Source organism: Shewanella sp. SP1S1-7 (assembly GCF_031932105.1).
Lineage (GTDB): Bacteria > Pseudomonadota > Gammaproteobacteria > Enterobacterales > Shewanellaceae > Shewanella > Shewanella baltica.
In genome coordinates this window covers 93,450-109,161 of the sequence record NZ_JAUOEU010000002.1, presented here as the reverse complement: position 1 = coordinate 109,161, position 15,712 = coordinate 93,450, and the positions used below count along the sequence as shown (strand labels likewise).

General features: G+C 44.8%; 16 protein-coding genes. 11 read left to right on the top strand and 5 right to left on the bottom strand.

The window, feature by feature from the left end; all coding sequences use genetic code 11:
• Nucleotides 1-16 precede the first annotated feature (16 nt).
• On the bottom strand, nt 17-400 hold the full coding sequence (locus Q4Q49_RS02285; protein WP_311998520.1) for a RidA family protein: 384 nt from the start codon (nt 398-400) through the stop codon (nt 17-19).
• A gap of 256 nt (nt 401-656) precedes the next feature.
• On the opposite strand from Q4Q49_RS02285, the gene Q4Q49_RS02280 reads away from it, so the two are divergent.
• Nucleotides 657-1,928, top strand: coding sequence for a hypothetical protein (locus Q4Q49_RS02280; RefSeq protein ID WP_311998519.1), 1,272 nt, complete (start codon nt 657-659; stop codon nt 1,926-1,928).
• A gap of 164 nt (nt 1,929-2,092) precedes the next feature.
• Here Q4Q49_RS02280 and Q4Q49_RS02275 read toward each other — a convergent pair whose 3' ends face one another.
• Genes Q4Q49_RS02275 through Q4Q49_RS02265 form a run of 3 tightly spaced genes read right to left on the bottom strand, consistent with a single transcriptional unit; the run spans nt 2,093 to nt 5,253 of the window.
• Nucleotides 2,093-3,712: a methyl-accepting chemotaxis protein gene (locus Q4Q49_RS02275; protein ID WP_311998518.1), complete on the bottom strand. Its 1,620-nt coding sequence runs from the start codon at nt 3,710-3,712 to the stop codon at nt 2,093-2,095.
• 44 nt (nt 3,713-3,756) lie between these two features.
• A complete protein-coding gene (locus Q4Q49_RS02270; protein ID WP_006085733.1) occupies nt 3,757-4,167 on the bottom strand; it encodes a phosphate ABC transporter substrate-binding protein in 411 nt (136 codons plus the stop codon).
• A gap of 9 nt (nt 4,168-4,176) precedes the next feature.
• A complete protein-coding gene (locus tag Q4Q49_RS02265; protein WP_311998517.1) occupies nt 4,177-5,253 on the bottom strand; it encodes a porin in 1,077 nt (358 codons plus the stop codon).
• 794 nt (nt 5,254-6,047) lie between these two features.
• Between Q4Q49_RS02265 and Q4Q49_RS02260 the strand changes: the two genes are divergently transcribed.
• The 3 genes from Q4Q49_RS02260 to Q4Q49_RS02250 are packed head-to-tail and all read left to right on the top strand — an operon-like array spanning nt 6,048 to nt 7,805.
• Nucleotides 6,048-7,190 carry a transglutaminase domain-containing protein gene (locus Q4Q49_RS02260; RefSeq protein WP_311998516.1) on the top strand — a complete coding sequence of 381 codons (1,143 nt, stop codon included), beginning with the start codon at nt 6,048-6,050 and terminating at the stop codon, nt 7,188-7,190.
• A 16-nt stretch (nt 7,191-7,206) separates the two neighbouring features.
• Entirely contained in the window at nt 7,207-7,524 is a 318-nt protein-coding gene (locus Q4Q49_RS02255) for a hypothetical protein (RefSeq protein ID WP_063884598.1), read from the top strand.
• Nucleotides 7,521-7,805, top strand: a complete 285-nt coding sequence (locus Q4Q49_RS02250; RefSeq protein WP_063884572.1) for a heavy-metal-associated domain-containing protein — start codon at nt 7,521-7,523, stop codon at nt 7,803-7,805. The genes Q4Q49_RS02255 and Q4Q49_RS02250 overlap by 4 nt, the downstream gene beginning before the upstream one ends.
• 241 nt (nt 7,806-8,046) lie before the next feature.
• On the opposite strand, the gene Q4Q49_RS02245 is transcribed toward Q4Q49_RS02250, so the two are convergent.
• Nucleotides 8,047-8,553, bottom strand: coding sequence for a hypothetical protein (locus tag Q4Q49_RS02245; protein ID WP_311998515.1), 507 nt, complete (start codon nt 8,551-8,553; stop codon nt 8,047-8,049).
• 301 nt (nt 8,554-8,854) lie between these two features.
• Here Q4Q49_RS02245 and Q4Q49_RS02240 point away from each other — a divergent pair, with 301 nt between their 5' ends.
• Genes Q4Q49_RS02240 through Q4Q49_RS02210 form a run of 7 tightly spaced genes read left to right on the top strand, consistent with a single transcriptional unit; the run spans nt 8,855 to nt 15,712 of the window.
• Nucleotides 8,855-9,808 (top strand): DUF523 and DUF1722 domain-containing protein, encoded by a 954-nt coding sequence (locus Q4Q49_RS02240; protein WP_006082548.1) that lies wholly within the window; start codon nt 8,855-8,857, stop codon nt 9,806-9,808.
• 45 nt (nt 9,809-9,853) lie between these two features.
• Nucleotides 9,854-10,885: a MerR family transcriptional regulator gene (locus tag Q4Q49_RS02235; protein WP_311998514.1), complete on the top strand. Its 1,032-nt coding sequence runs from the start codon at nt 9,854-9,856 to the stop codon at nt 10,883-10,885.
• Nucleotides 10,872-12,374, top strand: coding sequence for a deoxyribodipyrimidine photo-lyase (gene phrB, locus Q4Q49_RS02230; protein ID WP_311998513.1), 1,503 nt, complete (start codon nt 10,872-10,874; stop codon nt 12,372-12,374). Before Q4Q49_RS02235 ends, phrB begins: the two co-directional genes overlap by 14 nt.
• 23 nt (nt 12,375-12,397) lie before the next feature.
• The gene (locus tag Q4Q49_RS02225; protein WP_063884576.1) at nt 12,398-12,844 is read left to right on the top strand and encodes a nuclear transport factor 2 family protein; all 447 of its coding nucleotides are present in this window, start codon (nt 12,398-12,400) and stop codon (nt 12,842-12,844) included.
• Entirely contained in the window at nt 12,844-13,644 is an 801-nt protein-coding gene (locus Q4Q49_RS02220; RefSeq protein WP_063884577.1) for an SDR family NAD(P)-dependent oxidoreductase, read from the top strand. Before Q4Q49_RS02225 ends, Q4Q49_RS02220 begins: the two co-directional genes overlap by 1 nt.
• A complete protein-coding gene (locus Q4Q49_RS02215) occupies nt 13,641-14,891 on the top strand; it encodes an NAD(P)/FAD-dependent oxidoreductase (protein WP_115334179.1) in 1,251 nt (416 codons plus the stop codon). The genes Q4Q49_RS02220 and Q4Q49_RS02215 overlap by 4 nt, the downstream gene beginning before the upstream one ends.
• Complete coding sequence (locus Q4Q49_RS02210) at nt 14,888-15,712, top strand: DUF1365 domain-containing protein (protein WP_311998512.1); 825 nt, start codon at nt 14,888-14,890, stop codon at nt 15,710-15,712. Before Q4Q49_RS02215 ends, Q4Q49_RS02210 begins: the two co-directional genes overlap by 4 nt.

Sequence of the window (15,712 nt, the reverse complement as noted above, 5' to 3'; positions counted from 1 at the left end):
AACCTTTTGTTAATACTTAAATGTTAACGTGTGCTATCGCTTCAACTTCCACTTTAACGCCCAGTGGAAGATCCTTCACCGCAAAACAGCTACGTGCAGGGCAGTCGGTTTTAAAATAGGTTTTATATACTTCGTTAAAGGCGGCAAAGTCACTGATCTCAGCAAGATAACAAGTGGTTTTGAGAACCGTTTCTAAGCTACCGCCACCCGCTTCAAGTACGTATTTGAGATTATCTAGCGACTGAATCGATTGTGCGGTGATCCCACCGTCAACCACGCCGCCTTTCTCTTTACAAACGGGTAGTTGGCCAGAGGTGAAGATGAGATTGCCATAGCTCGTACCGTGTGAATAAGGGCCAATGGCTGCGGGAGCACGTTCTGCATGAATAATAGTTTTCATTGTCTCTCCAATTTGCAAATAAAATTGAATGCCTAGGTCGGCGTATGTGCAACATTATTTGTATTTTTATGCTTTATTGCAATTATTTTTTAATGAATTTCATTTGTCACTGCGGTTTGTGCGCTATTTATCTCGTTTTCAGTCAAGTTGTGAGCTTTAACTCTTTGTTCAACAAAAGTTGAGTATATTGATTGCTGAGTTTGTTTTGTTCAAATATATTTGCATAAAATAATAGCGACAAGGTAAAGGTGAAATAATGGATGCAACAATTACTGCTGCACAGTGGAAAGCAGATACCCGCTTCGATAGTACGGATTGGGGCTGGATTATCATGAGTATTGGAATGGCGATTGGCGCGGGGATCGTGTTTTTGCCTGTGCAGGTCGGTTTAATGGGGTTATGGGTGTTTTTACTGTCTGGCATTATTGGCTATCCTGCCATGTATATGTTTCAACGGTTGTTTATCAATACCTTAGCTGAATCGCCTGAGTGTAAGGATTACCCGAGTGTGATTTCGGGTTACTTAGGTAAAAACTGGGGCATGCTGTTGGGCGGCTTGTACTTCATCATGCTGGTCATTTGGGTGTTCGTTTATTCAACGGCCATTACAAACGACAGTGCTTCATTTTTGCAAAGTTTTGGGGTCACCAAAGCGTTATTGTCAGAAAATCCTTTTTATGGTCTAGCCTTAATCTGCGGCTTAGTTGCCTTAGCCTCCCGCGGTGAAAATCTACTGTTTAAGATCTCCACTTTTATGGTGCTGACTAAGCTGGGTGTTGTGGCTGTGTTAGGGTTATTGATGGTGGATAAGTGGGATATCAATAATATTGGCGCTATCCCAGCAACGGGTGATTGGTTAAAAGATGCGGTCGTTATGCTGCCTTTTACGCTGACATCGATTCTGTTTATTCAAAGCTTAAGCCCTATGGTGATTTCATACCGTTCACGGGAAAAATCTTTAGCCGTGGCGCGCTTTAAAGCGATGCGCGCGATGAATATTGCCTTTGGTGTCTTGTTTGTCGTGGTGTTCTTTTATGCCGTATCATTCACGCTCGCTATGGGTCACGAACAAGCGGTGCGCGCATCGGAAGAAAATATCTCGGCCTTGGCCATGGTCGCCCAAGGTATGCAGGGGCAAACGCTGAAATTACTGAGTCTGACACTGAACATTTTTGCCGTCATGACGGCTTACTTTGGCGTGTATCTTGGTTTCAGAGAAGCTTGCCAAGGGCTAACCATGAATATGCTGCGTCGGTTTATGCCTGAAGATCGCATCAACAAAAAGCTTGTCGGTTACGGCATCATGATTTTCACGATTCTACTGTCGTGGGGTGCGATTGTATTGAATGCGCCAGTGCTAAGTTTTACGTCAATTTGCAGTCCAATCTTTGGTTTAGTGGGTTGTTTAATTCCCGCTTATTTAGTGTATCAAGTCCCCTCACTGCATAAGTACAAGGGCGTGTCGCTGTATATCATTATCATCACGGGTTTATTACTGTGTGTATCACCTTTCCTGGCGTTTAGTTAGCAGGGTTAAAATGGGGGGAAGTTAAGCTTTGATGCATAAAAACCGGTATTGAGTTACTCAATACCGGTTTTTTATGGGGAAAACGACCTTAGATAATCATTTCAAGCAATTATTTCAAGCAATCATGACAAGCCATGATCCCAAGTAATCATCATAAGTCGTCCTCAAAGTTTGAATTGTGAGGTGGCGTTTTTCAGTTCATCGGCAAAATCGACTAATCCCTCAGAAACATTGCGAACCTGCGACAGAATTTGCAATGTCTGTTCGAATGAAGCGTTCATGTTGACGACGTTATCGACCACTTGGGAAGCGACCGAGGCTTGTTCTTCCGTTGCCGAGGCAATGTGGGTATTCATGCTATTGATACTGACAATCTGCTGCTGAATTGATTTCAATGCAATGCCCGTGTTTTGGGCATTGGTTTCATTTTCTGATGATTTAGACATGGCCACATTCATGGTACTAACCGAAGAAATAGCCGCCGTTTTAAGGTTTTGCAGTACATGACGAATTTCTGTGGTTGCATCTGCGGTTTTAGAGGCGAGGGCACGGACTTCATCCGCTACCACGGCAAAGCCCCGTCCTTGCTCACCCGCGCGGGCAGCTTCGATAGCGGCGTTCAGTGCCAACAGGTTGGTTTGCTCAGCAATCGAGGTAATCACATTTAAGATAGAGGTGACATTTTCAGTGTCTCTGGCAAGTTCATTAATCGAGTTAGAAGCGGCCTGAATCCCCGTATTTAATTCCTGTGAAATATCGATAGTCCGTTGGACGACTGTCATACCTTGCATGGCTTCTTTTTCGGCAATCTGGGCAGCACTGGCGGCTTGGCGCGCATTTTGCGAAATCTCGATGACAGAGTGGCGCATGTCTTCCATTGAAACTTGCACAGCACTGGCATCATGGCTTTGTCTCTGGGTTGCATGCGTTGCATCTTCCATTCGCTGTTTGAGTGAGTGCGAGCTTGCAAGCAAGGGATCGGTAACATTCACCACCCTGCGAATCGAATCACCGAGTAACCCAAGGAATCGATTGAAGTTACTCGATACTTGGCCGAGTTCATCACTACCAGACACGTTAAGTTTATGGCTAAGATCACCCTTACCATCGGCGAGTTCACTTAATGACTGGGCAACATTACGGGCGGAAGAGCTAATGGCGCGTGCAATGGCGATAGTGACAATAAACATCACGATCAGCAAAGCGATACCTATGGAGAGGGTGAGCCATAAACTTTGCTCCGATCTGTCGCCTGCTTCTTTTATTGATTGTTTAAATTCGAGTACTTTTTCTTGTTTGTAGTTTTGTATTTCATTGAGTACGGCTTCATAGGCTTGGGATTTTTCTTGGCTGATTTGGCCAATATTTGCCATATCAATCGTACCTGACAGCATGCCTTTAGCCAGCTTAATCGTCATGTCGTTATAACGGGTTAATTTAGCCGATAGATTGTTGAGTTGATTGGCTTGTGAGGGATCGACCTTGTCTAACTGTTGGAGGTTTTTGCGTAAAGATTCGTACATAGTACCTGCGTTGGTTAACAGGTCTTCGTCGGCAAAAGAAACGGATTGAGTATAAAGCTCATCGAGTCGTTGGATAAAAAACACGTTTTGATTGGCGAGTTCAACCCTTTGGTAAACTTGCTGCTCCATATAGTTAAGAGTGGTGCGATTTTTATTTATGGAGATAACACTAATGCTTAAGTTTAAAGCGAAAATGATGACTGCTAAAATAAATATCGCGATAACTTTTTTAAAAATAGAAATGTTATTAAAGAAATTCATCCCTTGCCCCCAAGTTGTGCCGAGCTAAAGCCCGGCACTCCAATCTAAAACTCGGCAATAACTTTTACCGAATCATTGGCCTCACTACTATCAATATAGCCAATAATATTAGGGTTAGATGCAACTAATTTTATCATCTCCGCCCCACTACTGACTTCCTTGGGTGGCGTTCCTTTGCCCGTAAACACTTTCTGTGACCAATATGACTTAAGTTGGCTGGATGACTTGCCCAATACTTTAGTGTCAAATGTCTCTCTTAAGGGCATAGCGCTGTCAAGGTTGACCGGTACTGCTTGGGCTCCTCCGGGGAAGGTCTTTGTTTTTCCTAAAAAAATATTCTCGATTGATTTTTGATCTATTGCATCCGCATTACTGGGATTCACTATGACAACTACGCCAGCAAATAATGGCATTGAGAGTAAACTGAGTAGGATTGAGCAAACTAATTTTTTCATATCTCTCTCCTAAAATACTAAATCAATGCCAAGACTGATGGATTTAGAATCCCCTGCGACTTTCATGCCTGGGCCGCCATCATCTTTAACGTCATCATATTGAATTTTAAAGGCTGCCGAAGGATGGAAATCCCAGCGTATTCCTGCCGAGCTTGTATGGTGCACTTCGCCGCCTTCACCATCATTGAAGTCCGAATAGGAAATGTATGGCATCACTGAATCGATACGATAACCGAAAGTGAGCAAGTAAGTATCTAGATTACTACCATCGAGATCTAAGCGGTTAAGCTCTGATAGAAAGAGGAAGTTCTCATAATCTACGTTAACTGACAGGCCATAAAACTTTCCTGAACGTTGGGTGCTGCCATTCCATTCCTGCTGAATTCCACCAATATAACGTTCATTAGTGTATTGCATATGTGTAAGGCGAATATCTAACCAATCTTTATTGAATTGGACAACAATACCGCCTATGTCCTTCCACACTTCTCGGGTATTTTCGAGGAAGAAAAAGTCAGATAACAGTTTATTGGGTTCACTATCTTCGCTACCGTAATAGACTTGCCCTGACATGGTCCAGTCGCCAATTAAATAGTTATATAGCGCGCTGACACCTGTGTAGTTAAATATTTGCCATGTGTAGTTATCTGCGGGTGGACGTATCCAAGGATAGGCATATCCAACATCAAAGAAATCACTGTAATAGTAGAGAGGTAGGCGTTTTTTACCGCCTTGTACTGTCCAATTATCATTGATCTCATAGGACAAATAAGCCCATTCAAAACTTGCTGAAAAATCATCGGCACCGCGTGAGACGACCTGTGCAGTGGCAGTTAAACCTTCGAGTAAATCCGCTGAAAATTGGATTCCAAATAAGGTATCTGGTTTAAAGCTAATATCTTCATCGTAGGCACCAACGAGTGGATAGTCGGCGAGAAAGGTGGGACCTAAATCAAACTCAGCAACGCCAGAACCTTCGAGAACTTGACCCGCGACAACTGAGGCAAAACCTGAAATGTTCACTTCTGCATAAGCGGAGGAACTGAGCAAGAGTGAGCAAAGACCTAATGAAAACTTATGTTTCATAAAAAAGCCCTTTAAAGTGAGGTATATTCGTTTTTAAGCCTAGAACAGGTGTGAACATACGCAAACTTTTATGGAACATTTTTGTAACACGGTGGTCTAAGTCCATTTCGGACGATGAGTTTGGAATTTATGTTGTGATTATTGAGTTGAAAGTGAGTTGAAAGTGAGTTGAAAGTGAGTTGAAAGCGCTAGATGTGCCAAATATCTAGACCTGAATTCGGGCAAGTTTAGAGACCGCAATTTTAGTACACACTTAAATTGCAGATTTAAGCGTATAAATTTTAGTCACTAAATTCGAATTCTGTTTCATTTTTGCAGATGAAAATGTTGTAAAGCATATTTTGTAAATAATAGTTCGGCCAAGAGAATAACTCATTTTATTAAATGAGAACTCTGTACGTTTGCACGATAAATAACTAGGAATTATCTCCCTCATAAATATTAACTTCGACTAATGTTGATATTTTTTGCTGTGTGATTATAGAATTAATACGAGTGATACTTGTTTTAGTTGGCTTAAATTTGTTCGGTTTATATAATCCTCTTAATTTTTCATCGTTTTAGTCTTCTAAAATTGCTCTTCTAAGAAAAGTCGATATTTATCCCATTTTCATGAGTATGTGGCGCTGCGGCATATTTTACTGCGTCTTTTTCTCCGATTTACGGTCTTTGTACTGTATGGTGAGCAGCCTAAATTGGGCTTGATTGCTGCATAGTGCTATAGAACCTATAATCTTGCTCTGTGATGTTGAGTTCTCTTCTTTCTAACATGATCCAATAAAAGGAATGTCATAATGCAAAGACGCAATTTTTTAAAAAGTGCGGCTATTTTGTCGACTGCGGGGTTTATCACGCCGGTACTGGCATCTTCCTCTAAATCGAGTGTCGTTGAACATAGCTCAAGCGATGGACGTCGCCGTTTTATCTTAACCAACACTTACCATCTTGTTGCTCCTGAAGGCTCTGAGGGCGTGGTTAAGTTGTGGATCCCTTTGCCTGAAGACACGCAATTCCAACGGGTCAGTAAGCTGAATTTCACCGGCAGTTTTAAAGATGCCTATATCAGCTCAAACAACAGTTATGGCGCCAAAACGCTGTTTGCGACTTGGCCAGATGCCAAAGACAGCATGACAATGACCGTTGAGTTAGACATTGAAACCTTAGATTGGGAACCGCTTAAAAGCGGCGCTTTGGCTCACTATCGCACACCAACACAGATCCACTATCCTGCAGATGTAGAACGTTATTTACTGCCGACTAAACATATGCCAATTAACGGTATTGTGAAGCAAACGGCGGATAAAATTGTGGGTAGCGAAACTGAACCACTGAAACAAGCGCGACTGATATACCTTTGGGTTAGCGCCAATATGTTCCGCGACAATAGTGTGATTGGCTGTGGTACGGGTGATGTGGCCAGCATTTTAGAAAGTGGCAAGTTAGGCGGTAAGTGTACCGACATTAACTCGGTATTTGTGGCGTTAATGCGCGCTGTGGGTATCCCTGCCCGTGAAATGTTTGGTATTCGCTTAGGTCAGGCGATCAAGATGGGTCATTACTCTAAAAAGGCCTTTGGGAGCGCCGATGACAAAGGGGCTGCCGATGTCAGTGGCGGTCAACATTGCCGCGCTATGTTCTATTTAGCGGGTTATGGTTGGTTGCCAGCCGATCCTGCCGATGTGACTAAAATGCGCTTAACAGAGAAAAAAGAACACAGCGATCCTGCGGTTCAGGCAGTGAATGATTACCTCTTTGGTAACTGGGAAATGAATTGGGTTGGCTTTAACTATGGTCGCGACTTTGATTTATTCCCTGAAGCCGAGCAGACACCACTGAATAACTTTGGTTATCCGTATGCGGAAGTCGATGGTGATCCTGTGAATTATTATGAACCAAAAGTGTTTGCCTATGACTACCAGTCAATCGAACAACGCTAAGGGACTCTTAGCGACGATGGCCGCCGCAGTGATTGCTGCGGTTGCTTCAAGCCTATGCTGTATTGCCCCGCTTATTTATCTGGTGTTCGGGGTGTCGGCCGCGAGCCTGTCGGGGATTGAGCAGCTGAGCTGGCTGCAAGTGCCCATGTTGATACTGTCTACTGGACTTATCCTGATGGGATTTTGGCGGCTCTATTTTGCTAAAAAACTATTTTGTACTGCGACGTTGAGTCGTACTCAGATGGTGTGGCTGTACTGGTTAACTGTGCCTGTCGTGCTGGCATTCCAGTTATATCCTTTTGTATTACCTTGGTTATTAGAGGTGTTCGAATGAAGTTAGTGTTATTTCTCGCCTTTAGCCTGTGTTCAGCGTCGAGCTGGGCGGCAAACGTGCTGGTTACCTTGGATGTTAAGGGCATGACTTGTCCGCTGTGTGTCACTGTCGTGAATAAAGCCCTGCGTAAAACCGATGGGGTGATTAAGGCCAAGGCTTCGTTGAAAACTGAGCAAGCAATAGTGACTGTGCCAGAGGATTTTAATCTCGATAATTTACTCAAGGCCGTTGATGAAACGGGTTATAAGGGCAGTATTAACAAGATAGAGAAACAAGCTTAAGCGTCTTAGAACAGTTGCTGGTACCGCGTTTTAGCTGCTCGTTTTTAGCCACTTTCTCTTAGCCAGCTTTTAGCAAAAGAGTTAGCCAAAAAATATTAAAGATCAGCCTAAGTTCAAATGCTTAGGCTGATCTTTAACGAATAAACCAATCTTCACGTCATCAGTTTATCTTCCACACCTACACTGCGCTCAATACTCAATACACCCATTCCGCTTAACATCTTGGCCTAGCATTGCTTTATTAGCTGTAATACACCTCGGGATCGACACTGCGTTGCCTCTGTTCATTTTTCTCTGAAGACTCCTTTATCAGATCCATTTTTTGCGCTTGCAGTAACTCTAGTTGCTTAGCTTTTTCTTCTTCAGACAGGCTTTCATCGTTGGCAATTTTTTCCATTTCAGCCTCTAGCTGCTTCAGTTTTTCCCTATCAATACCTGTACGCTTATCGAGGATCGTCTGCATGGCTTCAGCCAATTTGTCGGTGCTTTTATCTGACTCAGGGTTGCCAGCAATAGCTTGCACATTCCCCGTATAGCCTTGTTTGGCGTTAGCTGCGAGATGGCTATAGGTATCGGCTGTCGCTATAGGCGCAGATGAGGATAGGGTTACAGTATCTTGGCTCGCTGTTGGACCCGATGCCGCCATCGAAGTGGGAGCATTGGCTTGGCTACTCTGGCTCGATTTGAGTTGCGTGAGTGCCAAATTAGCATAGGGATTGGTATAGCTGTTGGGGTTGATAGTGCTCATGTCCGATTCCTTTTGGTATGGCCCAGTGGTTGCGATTGAGTCCCTTGGTCACCTTTGGCTTTAATGCTGTGCGGTTAAATGGTGCTACTGGGCGTTCAACTCAATCTAATGATGCTCGGTATTTTATTAAGCAAGTTAGAGGCCAACTCAGACTTATGTGGGGTTTATGTATGGTTCATTCGTGATTGATTCATCAGAAGTCACGCTTGAACGAGACTTTTAAAAAATATTTATACAAAAACTTGATCCTTGTACAACTATGGTCCGTAATTAAAGACATAGTGATACAAGGAGTCGACTTATGTACAAGTTTAACCCGCAGCGAATTCAGATTGGGATCAGTGCTTGCTTATTAGGGGAGAAGGTTCGTTTTGATGGCGGACATAAAAATTCTACCTATTGTAATCAAGAGATTAAGCAATTTTTCGATTATGTGCCTATCTGTCCAGAAATGGCGATTGGCCTAGGTGCACCCCGTAAAAGTATCCGTTTAGTCCGTGATGGTGAAACCATCTTAGTGCAGAGCGGTGACGGTAGCTTAGATGTGACCGATAAGCTCAATGAATACAGCGAAAACAAGGTTGAAGAGCTCGATTTCCTCGGCGGATACTTGCTTTGTGCTAAGTCGCCAACCTGTGGCATGGAGCGGGTGACTGAGTACAAAATTGGCACTAACAATGGCTCTAAGTCGGGGATTGGTGTGTTCGCCCGCAAGTTGATGGAACGATATCCACTATTGCCTGTGGAAGAAGAAGGCCGCTTGCATGATATGGTGCTGCGGGAGAACTTTTTCACCCGCGTTTATGCCTATCACGATTGGCACCTGATGAAGCATGAAGGGCTGACTAAGCATAAGTTAGTGAAGTTTCATTCCCGCTATAAATATTTATTAATGGCGCACAGTCCTACATGGTATCGCGAGCTTGGTCCGATAGTGGCCAATATTGAGGATCTTGAACAAAGCGCAACCCGCTACTTTGAAGGCTTTATGACGGCCCTCAAAATCAATGCGACCCGTAAAAATCATACCAGTACGCTGCAGCATATTCAGGGCTACTTTAAAAAGCATTTGAGCAAAGAGCAAAAGACAGAACTGTCTGAAGCGATTATGAAATATCGCGAAGGTTTATTGCCTCTGTTAGTGCCTATCACGCTTATCAACCATTATCTGCGGGAATTCCCAACGCCTTACATTGAAGAGCAAGTGTATTTGAATCCTCATCCAGAGGCGTTGAAGCTGCGCTATGCCTACTAGCATGAGTGGTTTTTAGCTTTAAATTTAGTGAGTTATTACTGATATATGAAACAAGATACCCAGTCCATAACCAACGATGAGCCCAATGATGGCGTGTTACTCCCCATTGGTGAAGTGTCGGCCTTAACCGGCGTGAATGCCGTGACCTTAAGGGCATGGCAGCGCCGTTTTGGTTTAGTGATCCCTGCGCGCACGCCCAAGGGACACAGATTATATACGAGTGAAAATATTCAAGAAATCCACGAGATTAATACATGGTTAGCTAAAGGTGTTGCGATCAGTAAGGTTAAACCTTTGTTGATGAGTGCCGCCAAATCCTTGTCTATTGAAATGGTAGAAACTCAAGTTGTCGATCTGTGGGGTGAGCAAATTACTGCGCTGAATGCAGCATTGTTCGACTTCAATCAGCATAAATTGCAGCAGATATTAGACGATGCATTTGGCTTATATCCGTTTCAATTAGTGAAAGAAAAGTTACTGCAACCTTGGCTTAATCAACTCGATGACTTAGTGGATGAGCGGCTCGATGCCGAGTTAATTCTCGCTTGGTTAAAAAGCGAATTACTTAGCCGAGTAGGCGGGCGTTATGCCTTTACCGGACAGGCCGTTGCGGCGCGAATGGCTGTGGTGCAATTAACCCGCGGCGCGGCCACGCCGCCTAATTCTGCCCGTACTAAAAGCCTGTTTTCTTTGATCCTATCGCTCGAGTTAGCGTCGCTTCGAGTATCGGTAATCGACCTTGGGGAGCAGGCTATAGACAGTTTGCCACTGCTGCAGGGCAGGCTTAACGTCGATGCACTTTTGCTGATCCCTGATCCAAATCATTCGGGGTCTGAGCAGACTGAAATGCTCACAGTATTGGCACAAATGAGTTTCCCCTGTCGATTTGTTGGCCCCTTTGTACCGACGTTGATTTCCTTATCGGCTTTCTGGGCGCCTTCGATGACAGACTTGATTGGACAAATACCGTCTCGCTCCGTGGGTAAGGTCAACAGAAGTCACAAAGGCAAAGGGAAAAGTATTGGCGTGAGTCAAAGCGAGCAGGGCAATAGTGGAGAAAACAATGACATCAGTTAACGATTCAATGCCAATAGATTCAATGTCAATAAAAGTGCAGGGCAATAATGCACTGATGTGGTTTCGCCAAGATTTACGCCTTGCCGATAATCAGGCGCTAACCGCTGCTTGCGATTGGGCGCGGGAGAATGGCGTGGCACTTAAGGCCATTTATATCGCTACGCCAACTCAGTGGCAACGCCATGATGTGGCGCCCATTCAGTTAGATTTTATCGAACGTCACATCAATTTGCTTGCCCAAGGACTGGCGAGTTTGGGGATTACATTCGAATTAATTCAGTTAGATGCCTTTGCCGATGTGCCAGAGTTTATCCGTGATTACTGCCAGCGGCAGGGTATTAGCCGCGTGTTTGCCGGCAGTGAGCCTGAGATTAACGAGCAACAGCGTGACCAAGCCTGTATTCAGGCGGGTATTCCTCTGGTGCTAACCGAAGAGCATTGTTTGCTTAAGCCGGGCACAGTGCTGAACTTGTCCGGCGACATGTATAAGGTTTTCACGCCTTTTAGCCGTAAGTGGCGAGAAATTGCCGCCCGTCATGCCATTTTGCCGCTTCCAGTTCCGGCGCCGCTTGGACCTGTGTTGACCGAGCCAAAGCCGCATTTGTTTAACAATGTTACTAAAGTATCGAGTGAACTTTGGGCGGCGGGAGAAGGGCAGGCAAAGCGTATACTTTCAGCATTTATTCAGCAGAAAGTTCAGGATTATAAGCAAGATAGGGATTTCCCCGCCATCGATGGTACCAGTTCAATTTCACCTTATCTGGCCATTGGCGTCGTTAGCCCAAGACAATGCGTTGCCGCGCTGCTGCATGACTTCCCCGAGGTGATTGTCGACGATACTAGCCCAGCTCGTACTTGGTTAAATGAGCTTACCTGGCGTGAGTTTTATCGTCATTTGCTGGTGGCATTTCCTGACTTATCTAAAAATCATAATTTCAATCGACAAGCCGACCATGTGCAGTGGCGAAACAATCCGCAGGAGTTTGCCGCTTGGTGTGAAGGTCGTACAGGCTATCCGATTGTCGATGCGGCAATGCGTCAGCTCAATCAAACGGGTTGGATGCACAACCGTTTGCGTATGGTGGTGGCGAGTTTCCTAACTAAACATCTACTGATTGATTGGCGTTGGGGCGAGCGCTATTTTCGCCAAAAGCTTATCGATGGTGACTTGGCTGCAAATAATGGCGGCTGGCAGTGGTCCGCAGGTTGTGGCTGTGATGCCCAGCCTTATTTTCGCATTTTTAATCCTATGAGCCAGAGTGAAAAGTTTGATCCAGATGGCAGCTTTATCCGTAAGTACTTACCAGAGCTCGCATCTTGGGGAATTAAGCAATTACATCAACCCAGTACAGCGCAGACACCGTCCTTGTTTGAACAGCCGTTATTTAACACTAAAGCGGCTTATCCGAGTGCGATTGTCGAGCATAGTGCAGCAAGAGCAAGGGCGTTAACCGTACTAGGCGTATTGAAAAAGGCCGCGGCCCAATAAATAGGATCAGGAGCAATAACCAGATGACAAACCAAGCGACGACTGAGACTAATACGCTTGTTGATGATTTTATTCAGCTTTATCAAGCCTTGAATAAAGATAACTTGCACCTGTTGGGCCAAGTTTACGACGACAGTATTAGCTTTACCGATCCTATGCATCAAATCACAGGGCTAGAGTCGTTAACTCAGTACTTCGCGAAGTTATATAAGAATGTTAAGCATATTCAGTTTGAGATCAAAGAAGTACAGCAGGATGCGAATCAAGCCGCGCTGTTTTGGCAGATGGAATATAGCCACCCTAAATTGAATAAAGGCGAACTTATCCGTGTTGATGGCATGAGCCAACTTAAATTCAACGACAAGATTTATTTTCACAGGGATTATTTCGACTTAGGGCAAATGTTGTACGAGCATTTGCCTTGCATGGGCGGGCTTATCCGCTTGCTCAAAGACAGGGCGGCAAAATAATGAGCGCTGTTAAACCATTGAAAATTAATACCGTGCTGATTACAGGTGCAAGCTCAGGAATTGGGCTGCAACTGGCGCAGGATTATTTAGCCTTAGGTTGGCACGTCATTGCCTGTGGCCGCTCCCAAGAAAGATTAGATGCGTTAGCCTTGAATGAACTCGTCGGTGCCACGCTGTTAATTTTTGATATATCCCAGCGCGACCAAGTTCAACAAGCTGGCCAAGATTTAGCAGAGCTGTTGGCGAAAACCGATTGTCAGCTCGATTTGGTGGTTTTGAACGCGGGCAGTTGTGAGTATGTAGACGATGCTAAGGCCTTCGATGATATGTTATTCGAGCGCGTCGTCCATACCAATTTAATTGCGATGGGATATTGTCTCGGTGCATTTTTACCTTTAATGCCAAGGGGCTCACGTATTGGCTTAATGAGTTCCAGCGCTATTTATTTACCTTTCCCTCGCGCTGAAGCCTACGGCGCCTCTAAAGCTGGCGTGCAGTATCTCGCCTCGAGTCTCTCGCTTGATCTTGCTAAGAATGACATAGGTGTGAGCTTGATTTGCCCTGGTTTTGTGGCGACGCCACTGACCGCAAAAAATGATTTTTCCATGCCAATGCAAGTGAGTGTGCAAACCGCTTCTAAGGCAATCCGCAATGGGCTTAAAGGTGGCAAGCGCGAGATCCATTTTCCGCGACGCTTTACTTATCTATTGAAATTGATGTCGTTTTTACCTGCCTTTGTGTGGCAAAAAATGATTGCAAACGATACTCAAGCCAAGCCGCTTAAGGACAAGAGTTTATGAAAAATATCGCCATCGTCGGCACCGGCATTTCTGGATTAACCTGCGGCCATCTATTAAGCGAGTCGCACAAGGTCACAGTGTTTGAAGCCAATGACTATATCGGCGGCCACACGGCGACAGTCGATGTGGAGCACCAAGGCCAAACCTACGCCATAGACACAGGTTTTATCGTGTTTAATGACAGAACCTATCCAAGATTTGAGCGTTTATTGGCTCGCCTTAACGTGACCATATTACCGACTGAGATGAGTTTCAGCGTCCATAATGCGCTGACAGGGCTTGAATATAACGGCCACAATTTAGGGAGTTTGTTTGCCCAAAAGCGTAACCTGCTGAATCCGCGCTTTTGGGCCTTTTTAAAAGAAATTCTACGCTTCAATAAAGGCTGTAAGGCACTCTATCAACAGGATATTTACCCTGAAGGCAACTTAGGTGATTATTTAGACAGTGAAAACTTTTCGCGCTTTTTTGCCGAGCACTATATTTTGCCCATGGGCGCGGCAATTTGGTCTTCGAGCATAGAAGATATGCGTGCGTTTTCGTTGAAGTTTTTTATTCGCTTCTTCCAGCACCACGGTTTATTAAATGTCAGTGATAGGCCCCAGTGGTATGTGCTAAAGGGCGGCTCGCGTAGCTATATTCCTGATCTTATTGCGCCCTTTAAAGACAATATTCGCCTTAACTCTCCTGTGACAGGTATTGAACGTCATGGCAATGGGGTGAAGTTGCAGGTCCACGGTGAATGGTTGGAATTCGATGAGGTGATTTTAGCCTGTCATAGCGACCAAGCACTGCGGATGTTAAACGATCCCACGCCAACAGAACGCGCCATTTTAGGCGATCTCAGCTACCAGAATAACGATGTGGTGCTGCACATGGATACGCGTATCCTGCCTAAGCGAAAAGCGGCCTGGGCGAGTTGGAACTATAGGTTAGATGGCAATCTAAAACGCCCTGCGTCAGTAACTTACAACATGAACATACTGCAACAGTTACCAGCCAATGCGCCGACGTTTTGTGTCACTTTGAATCAGTCAGAGTTGATTGATGAGGCGAAAGTGATACGCCGCTTCAATTATGCCCACCCAGTGTTTAACGAAGCCAGCCTTAAGGCGCAGGGCCGCCGTGAGGAAATATCGGGTCAAAATCATACCCATTTTGCTGGAGCCTATTGGCACAATGGTTTCCATGAAGATGGCGTTCGCAGTGCACTGGATGTGTGCGCCCATTTTGGTGTCAGCCTATGACCGATGTAAATGTGACAAGCTTAAATATGACAGAGCTCAATAGCGGCATTTATTACGGCACAGTATCTCACAGTCGTTTTACGCCGATTAAACATAGCTTTAGTTATGCAATGGCGCTGCTGGCGATTGACTTAGATGAAGTCGATAAGATCAGTGCCATGGGGCGAGTTTTTGCCAGTCAGCGCCGCGCTTTACTGAGATTTAATCCGAAAGACTATTTAACGTCTTTTACGACTAAATCCAATAACAGCGGTGAAGTGGCAGTTGCCGATCCGAGCGCCGCGGCACTTAAGAGTCGAGTGCTAGCGCAAGTGGCCGAGTTAGGTGCAGATAAGCTGTGTGACCGAGTTCTGTTTGTGGGTCAGATCCGTCATTTTGGCGTGTATTTCAGCCCAGTAAATTTCTATTTTTGTTATCAAGATCAAACGCCTTTATACATGTTGGCCGAGGTGAGTAACACGCCTTGGGATCAACGCCATTGCTATTTAGTGGATGTAGCCGCGCCCAAACCTTCTGACAAAGTGTTTCATGTTTCCCCCTTTATGACCCTCGATATGCGTTATCTATGGCATGTGGCTGCGCCGAGTGAAGACTTAAATATTGGTATTGAAAACAAGTCGATTCAAGAGAATGGTAAAAAACTGTTTAATGCCAATCTAATGATGAAACGCCAACCAATCACGGCGGCCAATTTACGGACGCTTTTATTTCGCTTTCCTTTTATGACTCTCAAGATCTTCTTCGGGATTTATTGGCAAGCGCTGAAACTCTTTTTCAAACGTGTGCCCTTTGTGCCGCATCCAGCTCAGATGGAGAAATAA

What these genes read in the sequence shown, in the direction of transcription:
- Q4Q49_RS02270 (WP_006085733.1), bottom strand. Translation starts at nt 4,167, where the DNA reads ATGAAAAAATTAGTTTGCTCAATCCTACTCAGTTTACTCTCAATGCCA.
- Q4Q49_RS02210 (WP_311998512.1), top strand. Translation starts at nt 14,888, where the DNA reads ATGACCGATGTAAATGTGACAAGCTTAAATATGACAGAGCTCAATAGC.
- Q4Q49_RS02260 (WP_311998516.1), top strand. Translation starts at nt 6,048, where the DNA reads ATGCAAAGACGCAATTTTTTAAAAAGTGCGGCTATTTTGTCGACTGCG.
- Q4Q49_RS02280 (WP_311998519.1), top strand. Translation starts at nt 657, where the DNA reads ATGGATGCAACAATTACTGCTGCACAGTGGAAAGCAGATACCCGCTTC.
- Q4Q49_RS02220 (WP_063884577.1), top strand. Translation starts at nt 12,844, where the DNA reads ATGAGCGCTGTTAAACCATTGAAAATTAATACCGTGCTGATTACAGGT.
- Q4Q49_RS02225 (WP_063884576.1), top strand. Translation starts at nt 12,398, where the DNA reads ATGACAAACCAAGCGACGACTGAGACTAATACGCTTGTTGATGATTTT.
- Q4Q49_RS02240 (WP_006082548.1), top strand. Translation starts at nt 8,855, where the DNA reads ATGTACAAGTTTAACCCGCAGCGAATTCAGATTGGGATCAGTGCTTGC.
- Q4Q49_RS02250 (WP_063884572.1), top strand. Translation starts at nt 7,521, where the DNA reads ATGAAGTTAGTGTTATTTCTCGCCTTTAGCCTGTGTTCAGCGTCGAGC.
- Q4Q49_RS02285 (WP_311998520.1), bottom strand. Translation starts at nt 400, where the DNA reads ATGAAAACTATTATTCATGCAGAACGTGCTCCCGCAGCCATTGGCCCT.
- Q4Q49_RS02265 (WP_311998517.1), bottom strand. Translation starts at nt 5,253, where the DNA reads ATGAAACATAAGTTTTCATTAGGTCTTTGCTCACTCTTGCTCAGTTCC.
- Q4Q49_RS02255 (WP_063884598.1), top strand. Translation starts at nt 7,207, where the DNA reads ATGGCCGCCGCAGTGATTGCTGCGGTTGCTTCAAGCCTATGCTGTATT.
- Q4Q49_RS02235 (WP_311998514.1), top strand. Translation starts at nt 9,854, where the DNA reads ATGAAACAAGATACCCAGTCCATAACCAACGATGAGCCCAATGATGGC.
- Q4Q49_RS02215 (WP_115334179.1), top strand. Translation starts at nt 13,641, where the DNA reads ATGAAAAATATCGCCATCGTCGGCACCGGCATTTCTGGATTAACCTGC.
- phrB (WP_311998513.1), top strand. Translation starts at nt 10,872, where the DNA reads ATGACATCAGTTAACGATTCAATGCCAATAGATTCAATGTCAATAAAA.
- Q4Q49_RS02275 (WP_311998518.1), bottom strand. Translation starts at nt 3,712, where the DNA reads ATGAATTTCTTTAATAACATTTCTATTTTTAAAAAAGTTATCGCGATA.
- Q4Q49_RS02245 (WP_311998515.1), bottom strand. Translation starts at nt 8,553, where the DNA reads ATGAGCACTATCAACCCCAACAGCTATACCAATCCCTATGCTAATTTG.